This window comes from Primorskyibacter sedentarius, assembly GCF_004342065.1.
Classification (GTDB): domain Bacteria; phylum Pseudomonadota; class Alphaproteobacteria; order Rhodobacterales; family Rhodobacteraceae; genus Primorskyibacter; species Primorskyibacter sedentarius.
Window position 1 is genome coordinate 1 of sequence record NZ_SLZU01000028.1, and the last position, 18,562, is coordinate 18,562.

20 protein-coding genes are annotated in these 18,562 nt (G+C 59.7%); 7 read left to right on the forward strand and 13 right to left on the reverse strand.

Going from position 1 to position 18,562, the window contains the following annotated elements; genetic code table 11:
• Both EDD52_RS24420 and EDD52_RS20990 read right to left on the reverse strand, forming a co-directional pair.
• On the reverse strand, positions 1–171 hold a 171-nt coding region (locus EDD52_RS24420), incomplete at its 3' end, for a DUF4062 domain-containing protein (protein ID WP_132248586.1).
• A gap of 632 nt (positions 172–803) precedes the next feature.
• On the reverse strand, positions 804–1,097 hold the full coding sequence (locus EDD52_RS20990; RefSeq protein WP_132248587.1) for a hypothetical protein: 294 nt from the start codon (positions 1,095–1,097) through the stop codon (positions 804–806).
• Positions 1,098–1,724: 627 nt separating this feature from the next.
• Between EDD52_RS20990 and EDD52_RS20995 the strand changes: the two genes are divergently transcribed.
• From EDD52_RS20995 to EDD52_RS24135, 4 genes are all read left to right on the forward strand, one after another.
• Complete coding sequence (locus tag EDD52_RS20995; protein ID WP_165907617.1) at positions 1,725–2,282, forward strand: helix-turn-helix domain-containing protein; 558 nt, start codon at positions 1,725–1,727, stop codon at positions 2,280–2,282.
• A complete protein-coding gene (locus tag EDD52_RS21000; RefSeq protein WP_132248589.1) occupies positions 2,272–4,680 on the forward strand; it encodes a relaxase/mobilization nuclease domain-containing protein in 2,409 nt (802 codons plus the stop codon). The genes EDD52_RS20995 and EDD52_RS21000 overlap by 11 nt, the downstream gene beginning before the upstream one ends.
• 12 nt (positions 4,681–4,692) lie before the next feature.
• A complete protein-coding gene (locus EDD52_RS21005) occupies positions 4,693–6,750 on the forward strand; it encodes a type IV secretory system conjugative DNA transfer family protein (RefSeq protein WP_132248590.1) in 2,058 nt (685 codons plus the stop codon).
• 201 nt (positions 6,751–6,951) lie between these two features.
• On the forward strand, positions 6,952–7,671 hold the full coding sequence (locus tag EDD52_RS24135; protein ID WP_243652047.1) for a thermonuclease family protein: 720 nt from the start codon (positions 6,952–6,954) through the stop codon (positions 7,669–7,671).
• 220 nt (positions 7,672–7,891) lie between these two features.
• On the opposite strand, the gene EDD52_RS21015 is transcribed toward EDD52_RS24135, so the two are convergent.
• Positions 7,892–9,103, reverse strand: a complete 1,212-nt coding sequence (locus EDD52_RS21015; protein ID WP_132248591.1) for an MFS transporter — start codon at positions 9,101–9,103, stop codon at positions 7,892–7,894.
• A gap of 355 nt (positions 9,104–9,458) precedes the next feature.
• Positions 9,459–10,010 carry a DUF305 domain-containing protein gene (locus EDD52_RS21020; protein ID WP_243652048.1) on the reverse strand — a complete coding sequence of 184 codons (552 nt, stop codon included), beginning with the start codon at positions 10,008–10,010 and terminating at the stop codon, positions 9,459–9,461.
• Positions 10,011–10,106: 96 nt separating this feature from the next.
• On the opposite strand from EDD52_RS21020, the gene EDD52_RS21025 reads away from it, so the two are divergent.
• The gene (locus tag EDD52_RS21025; RefSeq protein ID WP_132248592.1) at positions 10,107–10,382 is read left to right on the forward strand and encodes a metal-sensitive transcriptional regulator; all 276 of its coding nucleotides are present in this window, start codon (positions 10,107–10,109) and stop codon (positions 10,380–10,382) included.
• 96 nt (positions 10,383–10,478) lie between these two features.
• Here EDD52_RS21025 and EDD52_RS21030 read toward each other — a convergent pair whose 3' ends face one another.
• The 7 genes from EDD52_RS21030 to EDD52_RS21060 all read right to left on the reverse strand — a co-directional run bounded on the left by EDD52_RS21030 (position 10,479) and on the right by EDD52_RS21060 (position 15,160).
• Positions 10,479–11,906 (reverse strand): multicopper oxidase family protein, encoded by a 1,428-nt coding sequence (locus tag EDD52_RS21030; protein ID WP_132248593.1) that lies wholly within the window; start codon positions 11,904–11,906, stop codon positions 10,479–10,481.
• A 14-nt stretch (positions 11,907–11,920) separates the two neighbouring features.
• Complete coding sequence (locus EDD52_RS21035) at positions 11,921–12,799, reverse strand: copper resistance D family protein (protein WP_132248594.1); 879 nt, start codon at positions 12,797–12,799, stop codon at positions 11,921–11,923.
• A 3-nt stretch (positions 12,800–12,802) separates the two neighbouring features.
• Positions 12,803–13,147 carry a copper resistance CopC family protein gene (locus tag EDD52_RS21040; RefSeq protein WP_132248595.1) on the reverse strand — a complete coding sequence of 115 codons (345 nt, stop codon included), beginning with the start codon at positions 13,145–13,147 and terminating at the stop codon, positions 12,803–12,805.
• Positions 13,144–13,608 carry a c-type cytochrome gene (locus tag EDD52_RS21045; protein ID WP_132248596.1) on the reverse strand — a complete coding sequence of 155 codons (465 nt, stop codon included), beginning with the start codon at positions 13,606–13,608 and terminating at the stop codon, positions 13,144–13,146. The genes EDD52_RS21040 and EDD52_RS21045 overlap by 4 nt, the downstream gene beginning before the upstream one ends.
• Positions 13,605–14,099 (reverse strand): DUF411 domain-containing protein, encoded by a 495-nt coding sequence (locus EDD52_RS21050; RefSeq protein ID WP_132248597.1) that lies wholly within the window; start codon positions 14,097–14,099, stop codon positions 13,605–13,607. The genes EDD52_RS21045 and EDD52_RS21050 overlap by 4 nt, the downstream gene beginning before the upstream one ends.
• A gap of 92 nt (positions 14,100–14,191) precedes the next feature.
• Positions 14,192–14,473, reverse strand: a complete 282-nt coding sequence (locus EDD52_RS21055) for a hypothetical protein (RefSeq protein ID WP_207906072.1) — start codon at positions 14,471–14,473, stop codon at positions 14,192–14,194.
• 99 nt (positions 14,474–14,572) lie between these two features.
• Positions 14,573–15,160 carry a hypothetical protein gene (locus tag EDD52_RS21060; protein ID WP_165907618.1) on the reverse strand — a complete coding sequence of 196 codons (588 nt, stop codon included), beginning with the start codon at positions 15,158–15,160 and terminating at the stop codon, positions 14,573–14,575.
• On the opposite strand from EDD52_RS21060, the gene EDD52_RS21065 reads away from it, so the two are divergent.
• A complete protein-coding gene (locus tag EDD52_RS21065; RefSeq protein WP_165907619.1) occupies positions 15,159–15,746 on the forward strand; it encodes a Crp/Fnr family transcriptional regulator in 588 nt (195 codons plus the stop codon). The genes EDD52_RS21060 and EDD52_RS21065 overlap by 2 nt on opposite strands.
• A gap of 313 nt (positions 15,747–16,059) precedes the next feature.
• Here EDD52_RS21065 and EDD52_RS24475 read toward each other — a convergent pair whose 3' ends face one another.
• The gene (locus EDD52_RS24475; protein ID WP_481374238.1) at positions 16,060–16,368 is read right to left on the reverse strand and encodes a TSCPD domain-containing protein; all 309 of its coding nucleotides are present in this window, start codon (positions 16,366–16,368) and stop codon (positions 16,060–16,062) included.
• A 226-nt stretch (positions 16,369–16,594) separates the two neighbouring features.
• Here EDD52_RS24475 and EDD52_RS21070 point away from each other — a divergent pair, with 226 nt between their 5' ends.
• Positions 16,595–17,698, forward strand: coding sequence for a Gfo/Idh/MocA family protein (locus tag EDD52_RS21070; RefSeq protein WP_132248601.1), 1,104 nt, complete (start codon positions 16,595–16,597; stop codon positions 17,696–17,698).
• A 315-nt stretch (positions 17,699–18,013) separates the two neighbouring features.
• Here EDD52_RS21070 and EDD52_RS24145 read toward each other — a convergent pair whose 3' ends face one another.
• On the reverse strand, positions 18,014–18,232 hold the full coding sequence (locus EDD52_RS24145; RefSeq protein WP_243652051.1) for a site-specific integrase: 219 nt from the start codon (positions 18,230–18,232) through the stop codon (positions 18,014–18,016).
• Positions 18,233–18,562 lie beyond the last annotated feature (330 nt).

Consider the following 18,562-nt stretch of genomic DNA (forward strand, 5'->3'; position numbering starts at 1 on the left):
AAAGGCGTCGCAGTTGCGGATGTCCTCTCGCACTCTGGCAAGTGGTGTGCGGCTCTCGGCGCCGTAATATTCCATCTGCAGGACGAGGCAGCCTAGGCGACGCAGGGCGACCTCGGCGGAACGGCGGTAGGGTTGCAGATCGCGGAAGGTTGACGAAAGATAGATGCGCATGAGCTGACCTTTCCCAAGTGAGTGTCGGTCGACAGCATGGTGCCATTCGCAACCCCCACAGGCAACGCTTGTCGAGCCGATGCCGCCACTACAAGCGGTCAAGCACCTCCGACAATACTTGCCCGGGATACGTTTCTCTAAGCGTGATGCTCAAATTCGGTGCGCGCCCAATCGGTGAACCGGCAGCGCGCCTCCTGGCATTTGCATTACATAGCCCATCTGGATGACGTCGGCATTGCTACGCTGGCAATTGAGGATCGGTCGCTCGCAGTGTCCGCCTCACGAAAAAAAATGACGATGCTATTCTCTGCTAAGACCGGCGTTGGCTCAAGTTTTCTGAATTGTGGATAACTACAGCATTCCTGCATTGAGCAGAAAAAAGGCGGCATCCGGGAGGAGGTGGATGCCGCCTGATACTTTGGATTGGCTCAGGGAGGAGGAAGAACCAATCTCTGTAGTTGAAGATAGGGATCTTGCTGCGACTGCACAATGGCGGCAGCCAAGTTTCGCTGCGGTGCAGCATAGATTTGGGCGAATGTGCATCGTTTTTCAGCTGACCCAGGGGAAGCTTAAGTTTCCCAGTAACCCGGTTTGCCCTACGCTGGAGCTGATCGGCGACGAACATTTTCCTGTCACTTGTTCCCGTCGATCCACTTCGACATCAGACCCTTGTCGCGGAAGCACTCGTCCGGGACTGCCCGACGCTTGATCCGGGCAAGCTTTTCGGCAAAGGCGACCTGCTTTGAGGTCGGGCGGCTGTCTTGCGTGACAGGTTTCAGTTTTGCCTGGGCCTCGATCCAGGCACTGAGGGACCGGCGATCCTGTTGGGCGTCCCACGGCAGATGGGTCCGGTTGCGCGATGCGAGCGCGCGCGCATAGGCGATCTGCTTTGGCGTGGCGGGCAGGACATAGCTGGTGTTTTCCATCCGGTAACTCCCTTTCTGGGTCACCCAACAAAATAGAACATAAAGGGAACAAATTCAAGATGGCGCTCGAGATCAAGAGGTTTGAGACGCAGGAGGAGGGCGGGGCGGGTCAGGCCTGAGGCTGCCCGACAGAGGGTGTCCGGGGGTGATCTCGTCGCTCGTTCCGGAGTTTGGGTCTGTCTCTCGCGGCGACGTCAGCTTGTGACCAGTGATCTGTTGACGAGTGGTTTAGCAGCTAGTGATTGGTGACCTGCCAGGCAATGACCTGTGATGCCATGCAGCAGCGACCATGCCAGTTGTGATCCACCGACCTCTGCAGCAGTCGCGCGCTGACCATTTGCTCTGCGCTGCGGCAGCTGCCCCAGCCGTCTTCCCGCCACCCAACCTCTCCATCCAACGCACCACCTCCTTCAACCCTTCCCAAGCAAATTGGCGCGGCCTTTGGCCGCGACTGTCTTTGTTTGGGCGACCGCTTTGGCGGTCGTTCGGTCGGTTTCCGACCGAGAAAGAATACTCTCGCGCCGAGTCAACCCAAGGTTGATTTGCGGCGCTCAACGGCGTATTCTTTCAATTGCAGGATATGTGCATTGCATACGCAACAACATGTGCCAGGCCGGTGACGCACCGATGAAGAAGCTGAAAGCTCAACAAAGAGACCAGATTTTCCGGCTGCTGCGGCAAGGTGCCAGCCAGGCCGACATTGCCCGCGATTTTGGCGTCCATCGCTCGACCGTCAGCCGGTTGGAGCGGCGGCGGATCGCGTTGACCGATGAGAGCCGGGCAGGGCCTTCGGTGAGTGTGCGCATCTCGGAGAAGGAGCTTCTGGAGATGGAGGAGGCGGCGCGGCGTCTGAAGTTTCGCAATCGGTCGGAGTTTCTGCGTGCGGTGATCCGTGCGGCTCTGTCTTTTCCAGAACTTGATGAGGGTGTTTCGACCGAGCTGTCGGCGGTGAAGGCATCGTTTGACCGGGCAGGGGGCAATCTTAACCAGGTTGCCCGCAACATGAGCGCGTCGATGAAGAGGCTGGGGCGTGCTGAGCCTTCGGCCAAGGAACTGGCGCAGATCTACGCGCTGCATGACGAGGTGATCGAGGTGCGCCGGGCGCTTGTCGCCTTGTTGGGCCGCAGCCAGAAGCGGTCAGACGTGCTGAGCCGGATGATTGCGGAGGGCTGCGATGCGCTATGAGATCTCGCCCGTAGATGCCATTATGGGGCGGCTGGTCGACCGGCCTGCGCGCGGATCGTATCGTTACAACAACCGGAATGGGCGCGGGGCTGGATCGAGGTCGCGCAACCTGGTGCGGGCCACCACGGGGCGGCCGTCCGCCGTGTTCAAGCTGATCAAGAAAGGCGGTTGCGTCGACCGCAAAGGGCTCAAGGGCCAGCTGGACTACGTGTTTTCCAAGGCCGAGCGGGTGCTGGATTCCCAAGGCCGGTATGAGGGTCAGGACACGCTCTCCGACACCGACATGAACCGGGTGACGCGGCAGTGGTCGGTGGATTGGTGGGGCACGGCCTCTACCGGCTATACCAGCCACCTGTTGCTGAGCTACCCGATCGGCACCAGCCCCTATGACGTCGCCGCGATTTCCAAGGCGGTCTGCGAAGAGAAGTTTCAGTCCGGCAAGGTCAGATATGATTACGTCGCGGGGCTGCACACGGACCGCGACCATCCGCATGTTCATGTGATCGTCAACAGGCGGGGCAGCGACAACCGGTTGCTGACACTCCGCCAGGGCACGGACATGTCCTATCAGGGGTTTCGCGAGGCGATGGTTGCGCATGGCGAGGCGCTTGGCGTCCACATGGCCTCCGAGAGCCGGTTTGACAAAGGTCTGGTGCACCGCGCGCCAACGACCAGAGAGATTTACGACGCCAAGGTAGAGGGGCGGGAGCCTCGGGAGCGGGTCCGGACGGGTCCGGATCTCGCATTTGCCTTGGGACAGATTGAAGAGCGGGCCGATATCGTCGGAGCACTGTCGGTCCTTGCTGCACAAGATCACCTGCCGACGATTTCCCGGGCGTTGCAGCGCGCCGAGACATTGCTCCGAAACGGTGAAACCATTCTCGGAGGAAAGGCCATGGCCGCTGAAGACACGAATATTGTTCTGTCCGAAGCCGAGGTGCTGGATGCAAGGTTGCACGCCCTCGATGAAACGCTCAATGACTTGCAGGTAGAGATCAACGAGGCTGATCCGGCTCTGAGGCCGGGGTATCAGCAAAGGGTGATCGAGATCATGGCAGAGCTGTCTGTCGTCAACCCGGGCAGTGCTGCCTCGCAATTGCTGCGCGTGGCCCCCGGTGAGGTCAGCCCCTACCATGCGGGTCTGCTCAAGGATGCCGAAGGATTGTCTACACCGCAGCTGCGTCAGCAGGTGGGTGAGATCCTGGACGGGACCGGGATCAACCCAGACGAGGTTCTGGCGCGGATCGAGGTCGGTGCCGAGCGCGAGTATCTGGAAAGGGCGTGGACCAGCAGTGACGTTCAAAAATTTGCGGCGGCGCGCAATCTCGATCTCTATGACGACGCCCAGCGGGAACAGGCGGTTGCCACTCTCTCGGAGAAATATCACGTGCTTCGACAGGCTCTGGAAGAGGCCAATGTCTTGCATGAGACGCCCGAGGACGCAGTTCTCGAAGAGGTAAATGATCGGTTCCGCGTAGAGACGGATGCACGTGCGGAGGCGGACGCTTTGCGCGCGCAGGCGGGCATCGAAGGGATCGCCGCCCAAACCCGTGAGGAATGGAATTCCGCAGACATTGTAGAGAAGGCGCGCTCGGAAGCGATTTTGGACGGGATTACAGCCGAGGTGGCCCGCCTGAGGGCGCAAGGTCACTCCAAGGCGTATATTTCCGAACGCAGTTTCGAGATTGAAGACGCCGTTACCCGGCGGATCGACACCTATCCCGCGCTTGCTGAGCTTGCCCCCGAGGAACGCCGCGACTTTGAAGTGCTGGAGCGGCGGTTTGCCGAAACCGACTTCAACTACGGGTCTTCGGATGATCCCGTTATCCGCGATTATGGGCGGGAGCAGGTCGCACAGGCCAGCTCTGCCTTTGAGGCTTACGCGGCCAGATCGTCGTTTCATGCAGAGCTTGCGTCCCGCGCCTGGGACGTTTCCACAGACAGTGTGATCCCGCCTGGCAGCTATGTTCGCGAAGATCAGCGGCGCTACATCGTCGCAGATCGCGAAGAAACGCTGGAGGAAACAGATCTTGAACTCAAGCAGGAGGCCCCTGCCGACCGTGCGGCCGTAAGACGACTTCAGCAGCTGGAAGATGCCTTGCTGCGCCGCAGCCGCGGCATGGAGATCGGATCGGTCGAGGAACGCGCCGCCCTCGCGGCTTGCGTTCGGGGTCAGCTGAGCGACTTGCAGATCGAAGAGATCAAGGCGGGACGCATCGAGGCATTGGCAGAGGTGACGGACGATCCGACCGAGCAGAACTACCTGGCCCTGGAAGTCCTTGATGATGAGATCCGGCGCGGAAACCCGATCAATGAACGGGTGCTGCATGAGGCGCGCGTGCGGGTTGTCGAGGACCGGTTCCGGGGACGTGAAGAAGACGACTACGTCCACGAATAGGAGGAAGGTGTCATGAAACGGCTGTTTATGGGATACCTTCTCTTTTCTCTTGTGGGCCTGTCGCTGGCCTACCTCATGGTGGGTGTCTATCTGGCCTGGGTGTTCGACCGGGGCGTCGACCATCTCTTCTTCGTTCAGCACTTCTGGTGGCTGCGCGCCAACTTCCCGGCCGCGGCCGATATGTCTTTCGTCATTCTGGGCGGCGGGGTCATCGCGGGGCTGGGGCTTGCGCTGGCAGTGGTGAGCGAGTCTCTGTCAACCTTCGGCGTCACGCATTGGCAGAGCAAGGCCGAGCTGCGGCGGAGCAAGATGCTGGAGAAGCCGGGGAGCGGGTTCCTTCTGGCGAAGACCGCAGGCAAGACCTCGAACGCGCCCTTCATCTGTTCGAAGCAGTATCCGCATTGCATGATCGTCGCCCCCACCGGCCGGGGGAAGGGCAGGGGGTTCGTGATCCCCAATCTTCTGACCTTCAAAGGCTCGACGGTGACGCTCGATGTGAAGGGCGAGAATTTCGAGAAGACCGCGCGGCGCCGCGTGGCAATGGGCGACAAGGTGTTCCGCTTTGCGCCGACGAACTTCAAGGTCAGGTCGCATCGCTACAACCCGCTCTTGCGGATTTACGAGATGCCCAACGAAGACCAGCGGATGTTCGAGCTGGACAAGATGGCGAACCTGTTTCTGCAAACCGAAAACCCCGCCAACCAAAGCCTGCTGCGCGGCGGGATCACCGCCTTCATCGCGGCCGGAATGCTGGCCTTTCAGCGTGGCACGCCCACGATGGGAGAGATCTACCGGATCGTGAATGGCGGCGGGAATGAGTTTGGTCCGCAATATGCGCTCTACGCGCTTGAAGCCAAACACAAGGCGGTGCAGCTCATCTGGACGTCGCTGAGCAAGATGAACGAAAAGACCCTGTCCAGTTTCATCTCCTTGCTCAACAATTCCGGCCTCGATCCGTGGAAGAACGCGCATTTCGACCGGATGACAAACACCAGCGATTTCGACTTCGACGCGCTGCGCAAGGAGCCGCATTCCATCTACCTGACGATCAGAGCCCAGGACATAGAACCCCTGGCGGGCCTCATCCGCCTGTTCTTCTCGGATCTGATTGCCACGCTGGAGCATCATGAACCCGACCCGGAGACAGAGCCATGGCCGGTCATGATCATCATGGACGAGTTTCACAAGCTCGGGAAAATGCCGATCGTGGCCGACTCGATCACCACGCTGCGCTCTTATGGCGGGCGGCTGGCGATCATCACGCAGACCATTCCGAAGCTCGATGAAATCTATGGCCGCAACGAACGGCTCAGCCTTGAGGGCGGGGCAGGGATCAAGTCGTACATGACGCCCTCGGAGGAACTGACCATCGAGAACCTGTCAGACGCGTGCGGGATGACAACGAAGCGACGGGTGCAGAAATCCCGGCAGGTGGGCTTTTTCCAGCGCACGACCATGACCGAGCGGACCGAAGAAGTCCCCTTGCTGACCCAGGACGAAGCGCGGCGGATGAGCAAGGATGATGTTGTGCTTGTCATCGACGGTGACATGCCGGTGAAATCCAGGGCCATCGTCTATTACGACGACCCGTATCTCAACAAGCTCTACATGGACCAGTCCGGACCTTACCCCGAGCGGGATGCAACCGCTGACCGCCTCGATGATCTGGAAGCTGGCCGACCGGCTTACAGGGTTGAGAAACCCGCCGAAGAAGAGGCCCCCGACGCCGACCAGCAGCGCGCAAACCTGGACAAGTATGTGCAGCTGTTGAAGGAAGCGGCAGCGGCGGCGGAGAAACAGGTCGAGAATCTGAGGGACGTTATTCAGGCTGGTGAGAAGGTTGAGCCACACCCTGTGAGCCAGACCAGAGCCGCCCTGAAGCCAAAGGTCCAACCCGGCCAGTTTCAGTTTGCGTTGCCGAACTTGGAAAATCACGAAACAGAAGCCGACGACGACGTGGATCAAGAAACCCAGCCGGGCGACGACGTGGATCAAGAAGCAGAACCCGACGACGATGCGGTTCAAGAAACACAGCCCGACGACGACGACCTTCAGGGGAAATCTGTGTGACGCTCAACGAGCGTTAATCCCATGGATCATTGATCAAACGTAATCTGGCCGCACCTTTCAGGCGCGGCCAGATTAACCTTTCCGTTCACCCCGCACACCCGGAGGTCAGACGTGCGAGAACGCGCAGGAAGCCGACCCTGCAAATTTGCGAACCATAGTCTTCCTCCGGGACGGGAACGGCCCAAAGGAGACTTTCGCCGATTGACACGGCGCTTCGTCGCAGCGTTTCAGAAGTGGTCATTCGCGCATCTCGCGGCATTGAATACAACAGGCTTTGTCGAGTACTGTTCTCAAATGTTAAAATCTATTTTGAGAGCGCTGTTTAGGCCCGCTTATCGGCCAAAAGCCAAACCATACAAGAAGCCGGTTAGCGAAACGCTTGCCTACAAGGCAGGACGCAGCATCACCGCGCCTTCCGCCCCACCCAAAACGCCACAATTTGGCGCGTCGGCAAGGGGCGAGGCATTTGATGCAGCAACCGCTCACACAGTTACGCTGCCGCGCGTGCTAGAAGGGCCAGCTTACGTTACAGATGGTGATACAATTACGATCCAAAAGACCCAAGTGCGTCTTTACGGTATAGACGCCCCGGAACTCGATCACCCCTACGGCAAGAAGGCCAAGTGGGCCATGGTGCGCCTGTGTAAGGGCCAAAATATACGCGCCGAAATCACTGATGAAGACGAATATGGCCGCACAGTTGCAAAGTGCTTCCTACCCGATGGTCGTGATCTATCCGAAGAATTGGTTAAGCTAGGACTCGCTATCGACTGGCCAAAGTTCTCAGGTGGTAAATATAGCAATCTTGAGGTTGCAGGCATCCGCAAGAAGCTTTGGCTTGCCGACGCCCGACAAAAAGGCCGCATGCATGTTTGGGAAAAGTTTGACGCGCGAAAGAATGGTGAAAGCAAGGAAAAGTGAAGAACCGGCCCGGAGCCGCCGTCCACCAGAGCTGCCTGATGCTGCGGTGCGGCCCGTCGAACCGGCCGTTCGCTGCAAGTGCAAAAAATGAGGGTGTTCGAACTCACACAACGCGGACTTTGGTGACCTTTGCGCCATGGCCTCTTTGGACCTTATATCGGAAAAATAATGGGCGCAGGGCAGCGCGTCGCAAAGAAGTTGCTGTTGCAGTGAAGTGACTTCAGCGGGCGTCTGTTTCGGCGCGGGCGAGTGGCCCGGGTTCCTCGCGGATAGGGATGTGGATGAGTGCTGCCAGCAGTCCAAGAACGACCGCCGCCCACCACATAGGCGTGTAGTCCTGATTGAGGTCGTAGATGCGCCCGCCAAGCCAGGCGCCGAGGAAGCTTCCGGTCTGATGGCTTAGGAAGACCAGGCCCGCAAGCGTTGATAGAAACTTCAGCCCCTGTGTCTGTGCGACAAGCCCGATGGTGAGCGGCACAGTGGCGAGCCAGAGGAGCCCCATAATAGCGGAAAAGACGAGAACAGAACTTTCGGAAATTGGCAGCAGGATGAAGATTGCAATGACAATCGCGCGACCCGTATAAATCCCGGTCAACACCCACCTTTTTGAGAGGGCCTGACCGGCCCAACCGGCGAAGAATGAGCCCACGATGTTGAAGAGCCCGATCAATGCCAGCGACCAACCGCCGATCCACGCGGCGAGGCCGAGGTCGATTACATAGGCGGGCAGGTGCGTCTGGATGAAGGCGACATGGAAGCCGCAGACGAAGAACCCGAAGAAGAGGCAAAGATAGCTTCGGTCGGAGAAGGCCGTCGAAAGTGCGGTGCCGAAGTCTTTCGCAGAGGATCCTGAGGCTGTCGGTTTGGACACGCGGGCAATGAAGACGAGACAGGGCAGGATCAGCGCGAAGCTCGCGCCGATCAGCAGGATCGACGGTTGCCAGCCAAACCCTCCGATCATCGCCGTCGCGGCGGGCGCCGAGACGAACATGCCAAGTGACGCGGCAGCCGTGCCAAGCCCCATGATGAAGCTCCGGCGCTCTGCCGAGACGATCTTGCCGAGTGCCCCGATCACGATGGGAAAGGATGCGGCGCCTGTGCCCGCTCCTGTGAAGATGCCGGTGAGAATGAAAAGCGTCGGGTCGGTAACGATGCCTCTGAGAAGAAAACCTATCCCAGCCAGAACGGCGCCCGCGGCCAGAACTCGTGCTGTGCCATAGCGGTCGGCTACAGCCCCTGCGATCGGTTGAGAAATGCCCCAGGTGAGGAGTTGCACGGCGACGGAGAGCGAGAAGACCTCTCGACCCCAGCCCAGATCGGCAGACATTGGCGCCATGAAGATGCCGAATGTCGCCGAAAAGCCAAAGCTCAGAAAGGCGATAACGCATCCAGCAAAGATCGCGGCGTTGAGGTGTTTACTCTCTGTCGTCATGGATTGGTCTCCCAGCCGGGTGAGGCTGTCACGCCTGCTAAGCGGGATCAATGCCTCGGAAGAAAAAATAGCTTCATTGGAAGGCCAGCCTCGCGGACAGAGGGGACAACAGGGATTTGGCGGTGATCCAGCACTCTCGGCGCTTCCTACCATTCGCGACGGGGTGAAATGCTGAGGTGCGGCGCGTCGAACCTGCCATTCGCTGCAATCGCGAAATCAGGTGAATAGTGAATTCACAGATTGAGGGACTAAGCCGACTTTCTCATGCCTGGGTAGTACACGTGCGGGCGTTGTTTACGTCCCGCACCTGTCGTGTTGGGCAGCATTGTCTTTCGGCATCGGGGGTCCCTTCGCCTCAGGGTTTGTTTCGGGGAGTGCCTGGGGCTGCGTCTCCGCTGGCTTCAATTTCCAAGATATATTGCTTCATTTCCCCGATCTCGCTGCGCTGCGCCTCAATGATCGCATCGGCCAGTTCACGCACACGCGGGTCGGATATGTTCGCCCTTTCGCTGGTCATGATCGCGATGGAATGGTGCGGGATCATCGCTTTCATCCAAGCCACATCGCCTACCGTTTCCTGCGACCGGACGAAGTAAATTCCGGCAGCAAAGGCGATGGCCGCGCCTGCAAAAATCGCGACATTGGTTTTTCGGTTGGAATACATTCCAAGCATGAAGGCGAGCATGATGATTGCCATCATACCGCCCATGTAGAGGGCCATCCACATCCGCGTCTGCGAGAAAAAGATGTGATCGAGGGCGTAGGTATTGAGATACATCAGACCGTACATCACGACTGTGGAGGTGCCGATCATCGCAAAAAAACGACCGTATCCGCTGCCTTTTCCTTCATCGCTATCGTGATGCGCAGAGCTTGAAGTCATTGTCGGATCGCCAAGACGAGCCACTGTCTGTCTCCTCAATATACCCATATGGCGAATAACGGGTTTAATGGAAGTTGGTTCCAGAAAAGGGAGCGACGCCGCGCGAAGGCCAACACCGAAATGCCTTTGGACCGCCTGTTACTGCCCGATGGGCAGGTCCGCGGTGTTGCCAAGACGGTCGAGCGTGACCGCTACTGTATGGATATCTTGGCGCAGACGTCCGCGATCCGGTCAGCCGTGCTGGGCGTCGAGGATCTCGTTCTGGAAAAGCATGCCAAGCACTGTGTCGGGGACGCAATCGGAAGCGGCGACCCCGAGAAACAGCGGGCCAAGTATGACGAGATGCGTCCACCGATGATCGCCAAGGCCACGAAACCCACCGCAAGGCCAGTATGAACGATGATTTCCAACATCTCGCCCGATTGGGTCGAGAATACCGCGTAGAAAGACGCGATGCCTATCCCGCCAAGAAAGGAACCGCACCGCAGCAGGTCAACCCACCTCGAACCAGCCCATCATGCCGGACGCCTGGTGAGAGAGCATGTGGCAATGCAGCATCCACTTACCAGGGTTGTCCGCGACAAAGGCGATCTCCAGGGTTTCGTCCGCGCCGATCAGAACGGTATCCCTGACATCACCCGGCGTGTTCAGTGTCCCGCTGCGTGCCAGAACCTCGAAATGATGGCCGTGAAGATGGATGGCATGCGGGAACATAGAGCGATTGGTCATTTCCAGATGCACCGTTCGGCCACGTTCGGCGCGGAACATCGGCGCGTCCATCCCGTGCGCAACGCCATTGAAGGCCCAGACCATGCCATTCGACGCCAGTCCACGGAAATCCATGGTTTCGCCACGATAGATGGCCTCGCTCATGCCCCGCATCGCGCCGCCCTCCATCACCAGGGTTTCTCTTTGCGAGGTCGCCAGGTCAGGAGCAGGTAGCGTGCCCCAGGCAGGCAGGGGCAACACAGTCTCTTCAGAGGGTTCGGTCCGTTGCCCCGTTGCTGCGAAGGACGCAATACTTACCCGCTCTCCGTTGCCAGGATCGATCAGCAGGGCGGTTTGCGCTTCAAGTTCCAGCGGCATATCAACGACCACATCCGCGCGCTGTGCAGGTCCCAGAATGATCATTTCGACTTCGCGTGGAATAACCGGGTGGCCGTCCAATGCGATCAGACGAGGCGAGAGGCCCGGCAGGGCCAGCGGCATGATCCGCGCCGTCGCGGTGTTGATCAGGCGCAGCCGCACCCGCTCGCCTGGTCGAACGTCCAGATCGGGATAGGCCATACCGTTGACAGTAACGGTGTTGCCAATGCGTCCGCCATGGGCCGCCGCATGGAGATCATCCCAACGGTCCTCGATCAGTTCCGCATTTGCGTCGAGGAGCCAGTCATCGAGAACCAGCGTCAGTTCCCGGCTCGCGGCCCCCGGCTCACCCAGCCACGGCTCTCGGTCCTCGACAATCAAAGGGCCTGCCAAGCCGCGCGCGACCTGTTCCCAGCCGCGATTATGGGAGTGATACCAGTAGGTGCCGGGATCCCGCGCCACAAAGTCATAGTCGAAACTTCCACCCGGCAGTACAGGGGCCTGGGTCAGCGGCGCCGCCCCGTCCATTGCATTTTGGATACGGATGCCGTGCCAGTGAACCGCAGTCGGTTGCGGCAGGTCGTTGACCAACTGACGCCGGACGCGTTCACCTGCGCGCAGGCGGATTTCCGGGCCGGGGATCACGCCCGCCCCGTCCGTCGCATAGGACCAGACCGGTGTCGCCGGGTATCCGGCCGGGGCAAGCTGCGCCATGGCGGGTGCGGCCCGCAATACCGGCATGGCCGACTGCGCAATTGCAATGCGAGGAACGAGCGCCGTTCCACCAAGAGCGGCAGCGCCGGTCAGGAATGTTCTTCGGGAGCGTGATGTCATGAGGGGGTTTCCAATCACAGGTTCACCGGAGGCGTGGTGACCAAAGTCAGCGTAGCCGTCACAAGAAGAATAAGGGTGACGGCGAAAATTTCCTTACGGATCGAGCGACGCAGTCTGTCAGAGCCCGAAGGATCGCCAGAGGCCAATGCGGGCACGAGACGGAGCCTGTTCCTTGCGGCAAGGCCAAGAAGGCCAGTGACTAAGACGAGCTTGGCGATAAGCGTCCAGCCGTAGGCCGCCCCGAACAGCCCGCCCGGCGAACCGATCATCAGCCATGCGAAAGTCAGTCCGACGACAATGAGGACAGGCACCGTCCAGCTGGCGATTGTGCCGAAGCGGTGCAACAGGTTTGCCCCGACAGTCCGGCCCGCCGCGCGATGCAACGGAGCCAGCGCCCCGACCCAGAAAGCCGCAGCCAGCAGATGCGCACCTACCAGCCCGGCAAGAAGCCAACGCGGATCGCCCAGGGAATGACCGATCAGGGTGAATGAGCCCGCCACCACCAGCGCACCCAGAAGGCTCACCGCCAGCCCGAGTGTGCCCTCGATCAGAACGGCAACGATCAGCAGCTCGCCCACCCCCCGCCAGAGCGCCGCCGTGCCGAGCGGGCTGTCCCAGACGAGGCTCAGCATCATGGGATCGACAGCACCCGCCAGCCCCATCCCCGAGATGCGAGCGGAGCGAACACCGAAACGCAGGGCGAGAACCGCGAGGCCAATGGCAGCAGCGACCACGGAGAGTCTCCGGGCGAGGCGCAACACGTCGTCGGGCCCGGACCGAAAGGCCGCGACAAAGAGCGGGCCGCCCATGGCGACGAGCGCTGCCGCATATCCGGCGGCTTTTGCCAGGATTGCCAGAAGCGCCCAGGCGTCTATCGGGGCCAGCCCCTCCACCTCTCAGTCCTCGACCGTGAAGCCGAAGGTGCCCTGCATCGGGTGGCCGTCCGCTGACAGCCCGCGCCAGTCGACTGTGTAGGCCCCGGCGGGGATAACATCGGGAGGTAATGCGCGAAACGCCGTCACGGGATTGAGGCCGGTTTCGCGGGTGATGTCCAGGTCCCCGTCCGGCCCGGTGACTTTAATCGCGGTGACACGCATCGGGTCATCAAATCGCAATTCGATGACCGCAACGGTTTCCACGGTCGTCCCATCGGCCGGAGTCGTGTCTTCGGCCTTCGAGTGCGCCAGCGCGGCCGTCACTGATACCAGCGTGGCCGCGAGTGCCAGAGTGATACACTTCATTGCCTGTTCTCCATTTCGTCATGCCTGTCGCGGATCTCCCGCGGCCAGGTCGATTTGATGTAACTGAGAACGGCAATAATCTCGTCATCCGTGAGGACGTTCTCATAGATCGGCATGTTGGATTCGTAGTCAGGATCGCCGATCAGAGCGCCGGTTCCGTATTTGGTCAGTCGGAACAGCGTATCGCCGCCGTGATGCCACGTGTGTCCGGTTTTATCGTGGGGCGGTGCCGGGAGCCGCCCGTCAACACCGGGCGACCGCCAGTTGGGCTGACCTTCAAGCTCCGCGCCGTGGCAGGAGGCGCAGTTGTCAGCATAAACTGCCTGCCCAGTTGCCACCACCTGCGGGTCCGAAGGTTTGAGGAAGGCTCCTTCCGGGGCAGACGTTCCCCGCCCGAAGGCGAGGACCACTGCTCCAACCAGAACCGCTGCCCCGAGGCCGAGTGCCAAGACCCGCTTCATTGCCCGGCCTTATGGAAGACCTCGCCTTCACCGGCATCGCCGCCGAAAGCCACCACGTCGTATCGCGCGGTCGGGTCGTTCCCCATACCGGGCGAGCCGTCTGGCATCCCGGGCACCGAGATGCCGGTAATCTCCGGGCGTTCTGCGAGCAGCTTGGCCAGCGCTGCGAACGGCACATGGCCTTCGACCACATAGCCGTCGATCATCGCGGTATGGCAGGCCCACATCGTGCCGGGGATGTTGTTCTTCAGCTTCACGCTGGTGATATCACGCGTGTCCGTGACCTCGATGTCGTAGCCCTCTTGGCGGGCCAGGGCGACCCAAGCGCCGCAGCAGCCGCAGGTCGGGCTCTTGGTGACATGCATGGTGCCGTGATCTACCGCGGTGCCATGGCTGTCTGCCAGGGCCATACCGGCAGCACCAAGCGTGGCGATACCAAGCGCGAGGGCAGCGACAGGAACGAGGGTGAAAAGTGTCTTGAACGGTTTCATGAGGATATCTTTCGACGGGTGGGCGCACGGGCGAGGCCCATTCAGGTGTGATTTCATTTTCCAAGGCCGCGCCCCGAAGGACGCGGAAAGCATCACACCGCGCGCGGCGGCTCGAGAGGTCCGGAAAGCTCGATGCCGGTCAGCAGAAGGCCTTGGCCAAACAAGACTTCCTCGCAGGCAGCAGGGGTCGGCCATTGAAGGTCAGTCGCTGGAAGAAGGACAGGAATGAGATGACAGGTCAGACTGCCCTCGGTGCTTTCAGAACAGCAAACTGGATGATCGTCTGCCGTTTCAATCACCGCGGCGTGGCTATGCTCCATGATGGCCGCATGGCCCGCGTCCATCGCCGCAGAAGCGCAGGCGGTCAGCGTCATCAAGACGACAAGAAGGAGCTGGAACAACCTCATGCTCAAAACCTATGCGGGGTATATGGATTCTGCAAGTTGCCGCAAAGTCATAGCCCGTCGCGGACCTCAATGCGCGTGCGCATCTTCCCCGCGCGCCATCATCAGGTGATGTTCGCGATGATGATCCTGGCTCGCCATCAATCCAAAGAACCCAAAGCCCTTGATCCGTGCAATCACTGCGGGATCTTCACTGGTGACGCGCAATTCCATCCCGCCTTCAATCTCCAGGGCTTCCACTCTCCAGCGATCGTCCTTTGCCAGTTGCGCGGCGTGAGCCGGAACCATGCGCCGAAGCGTGGCAGTCGTTTCAACATCACCCGTGGCTGACACAGAAAGACCATTCGGCAATTCCGTCTCCGTCACGACCGTATCCGAGATCAACCGATCCATGTCGACAAGATGCGCTCGCAGGCCTGCCAGATCGACCCTTGACCAGTTGGTGTTTGGATCAGCTTCCAGCACGCGGACAACCTCGGAGAGAGCCGCGAAGGCCCCTTGCCCCGGCTCCGTCAGCAGCGCGCTCTCAGCCGGGCGATCCTGACCGTGGGCTGCGTGATCCATTCCACCGCCATGATCGGCGTGTATCGTCTGCGCCAGTGCTATGGCTGAACCGGCGACGACAGCGGTACCGGCAAGGATGATCTTCAGTCGCATGTCGAAACCCCATTCAAATTTGGCTGAACTCTACCTGATCCTGCTAAAAGGAAGTATGATATCTATCATGTACGACTGGCAGCACATATTCGATGACGCGCCGCTCCGTGCCGTTGAACAAGGGATGGTTCTGTTTCGGCGGGGAGATAGCATCACGTTCATGTACCTTGTTAAATCTGGCGCTGTAGCGCTGGAACGGCCGCTGGAAGATGGAACTGTGTTGACTCTACATGTCGCGACGGCAGGCAATGCACTGGCAGAAGCATCTCTGTTCGCCCAAGAATATCATTGTGATGCGGTTATCCGCGCGCCTGCCCAGGTCGCGATTATGCCCCGAGCGAATTTCTTGTCAGCTTTGCACGATCAACCCGGCGCGGCCCTGAGCCTCATCGAAACCCATGCCCGCGAGGTACAAGCGCAGCGCGCGCGCATCGAGATACTGCGCCTGCGTCGCGTCTCTGACCGGCTGGATGCCTGGCTGGACGTTCATGGAGAGCCTGAGAAAGGTGCATGGATCAGGGTTGCCGACCAGATTGGTGTGTCTCCACCAGCGCTCTATCGGGAACTGGCACGACGGAAAAAGTAATTCGGGAAAAGAGCAATATCGAAGAAGCAGGCAATCGCTTCGATACAACATCTCGGTAGACAAGTTCTCGGAGTCGTCTCGCAACAATGACAGAAATGAACTCAGCGTCATCTGAATGTCAGCTTCAGCTGTAAACGCCCGGTCGTATCGCAACTGCAGAGACAGTCCGGTTCCCGCCCTCTTTTCGGAAAGTTTGAGGTGCTGCGGTTGCGCTGATCACTCCCGCTTTGGGCTGTTCCCGCATCGCGCTCGTGCGATCATCCACTGCGGTGCAGCGTGTGCACTTCGCCCTTAGCCACACATTTCCCGCTACTTACCGCGTCAGCTCTTCGGCGATCAGGCCGACGATGCTGGCGTAGGCCATTGTGCCATCGGGTTGCTCGACGCGTGAGAGGGACTTGGCGACGTCTTTGGGACGCAGGCCATGTTGGAGCAACAGGGAAATCACGACGCGGGCGTCCTGGATTTGAAATTCGAGCTGGGAGCCGGATTTGAACCCTGCCGAGTAGAAGACTTCGCGTGGCCTGTCAGGCTCATCGGGATCATAGCCGATGGACAGGTGGACGTTGTGACCTTCGGGCGTGGTGACTTTCCGGTTTTCGGCCAGGCGGCGTGTCGGCAGATCATGGCGCGGATCGGGGGTCTTTTATAGCGCGGCACCGGAGCCTCCTATGATCTGGTTTCGGCAGAGACAAGGGCAAGCGGGCAATCTGGGCGGCCAAACCTGAAAAGCGCTACCTCTGAAATCCTAATCGCTGACGAAAGGTCGCTTGCGAGATGTCTGGAGGCACGATAGCTATATTGCAACCGGTTGCAAAAAGTAAATTGAAAAAAAGGGATGCGGTGAAATGGCTGAAATCGGAATAGGTATTCTGGGCGGGGGCTACATGGGCAAAGCGCATGCGGTGGCCATGTCCTCGGTAGGGGCCATCTTTGACACGGCGTTGAAACCGCGGCTGGAAATGGTCTGCGCCACCACGCCTGAAAGTGCCGAACGCTACCGCGCCGCCTATGGCTTTTCGCGGGCAACCGATGATTGGCAGGTGTTGGTGAACGACCCACAGGTCGAGGCCGTGGTGATCGCCACGCCGCAGGAAACCCATCGCGAAATTGCGGAGGCGGCCTTCAAACTGGGCAAGCCTGTCTTCTGTGAAAAACCGCTGGGCGCATCGCTTGAGGACAGTGCAGCGATGGTGGCCGCGGCCCAAGCTGCGGGCGTGGTCAACATGGTGGGTTTCAACTACATTCGTACCCCCGCCAGCCAGTTCGCCCGCAAGCTGATCGCCGATGGCGAGATCGGGGATATCACATGGTTCCGCGGCGAACATACCGAGGATTTCTATGCCGATCCGCAGGCGCCCGCGTCATGGCGCACCACCGGCATGGCGAATGGCACGATGGGCGATCTGGCGCCGCACATGATCAACGGTGCGCTGGCGCTGATGGGGCCGATCACGTGCCTGATCGGCACGCATGAGACGGTGCATCACACCCGCCCCGGTGGCGAGGTCACCAATGACGACCACGCGCAGATGATGTGCCGGTTCGAAAACGGTGCCATGGGGCAAATGTATTTCAGCCGCGTCTCGACGGGCCGGAAGATGGGCTATGCCTATGAAATCTCCGGCACGAAAGGTGCGATCCGCTTTGATCAGGAAGATCAGAACGCGCTTTGGCTCTACCGGATGGAAGGCCCCGAGGCGACGCGCGGGTTCACCAAGATCCTGACCGGCCCCGCGCATCCCGACTATGCGCCCTTCTGTCAGGGGCCGGGCCACGGCACCGGCTATCAGGATCAGATCATCATCGAGGCCAAGGACTTTCTGGAAGCGATCGCAGCGGGCAAACCGCTCTGGCCCACTTTCCACGACGGGCACGAGGTCAACCGGGTGATCGCCGCTACGCTGGCCTCGGCCGACGCCGGGACCTGGATCGACATCAACAAATTTTGACATACGGAGGAGACGGGACATGACAATCAGAATAGGCAATGCGCCCTGTTCCTGGGGCGTGGAATACGTGAACGATTAACTCACCCTAACTGGCAGTACTTGTTCAAAGAATGCGCCGAAGCTGGCTACAAGCGTATTAAGCTTGGCCCCGTAGGCTATACGCCTGAAGATCCTGCGGTGTTGGGCGAAGGGCAGGGCGTTAACGGGCTGGAACTCGTTGACAGCGTTGCATTCCGCCCCCGGGCACAACTACAACGGCTTATTCAAGCAAAACCAATGGGTTTCATTGGCGTTTTGTCCCACCGTTGTCCGGTGTCAAGAAAAGTGGGCCCTTATTTTGTTATACTTCTGGTCTCTGGAGAGGTGTTCCATACCTGCACCGGCCAGCATTTTTTGGCGTGCTGCACGGGTGTAATGCGAGGCTACTTTCGTCGAGCTCCAGCCGAAGATCGCCATCAGATGTCGTTCGGTCGCGCCGTTCTCGGCAGCGACGGCGGCACCGGCCTTGCGAAGGCCATGAGCGGAACAGTGTATTAGACCAACCGCATCGCACTGTTTGCGAAACCAGTTGTCAAAACCATTGGAAGTGACGGTTTACCAAACGCTGTAACAAGGAATGCAAGGTTGCCCGTTGGCGTCGCGTCCAGCACTGTACGCAGTTCAGGCAGAACAGGGCTTGAGAACGTTACCGGTTTGCGGCTGCTGTTCTTCTGTTGTGTCAGCAGTAGCCAGCCCTCTTTGATATGCTGCGGTCCGAGTAGCACGACATCTTTGCGCTCGGCGCTCGGGAATCCTCGGTAACTGTGCGGGACACTGCCGAGCGGGAAATGCCGATACGAAGTGCCACCTTATTGAACGTCACTG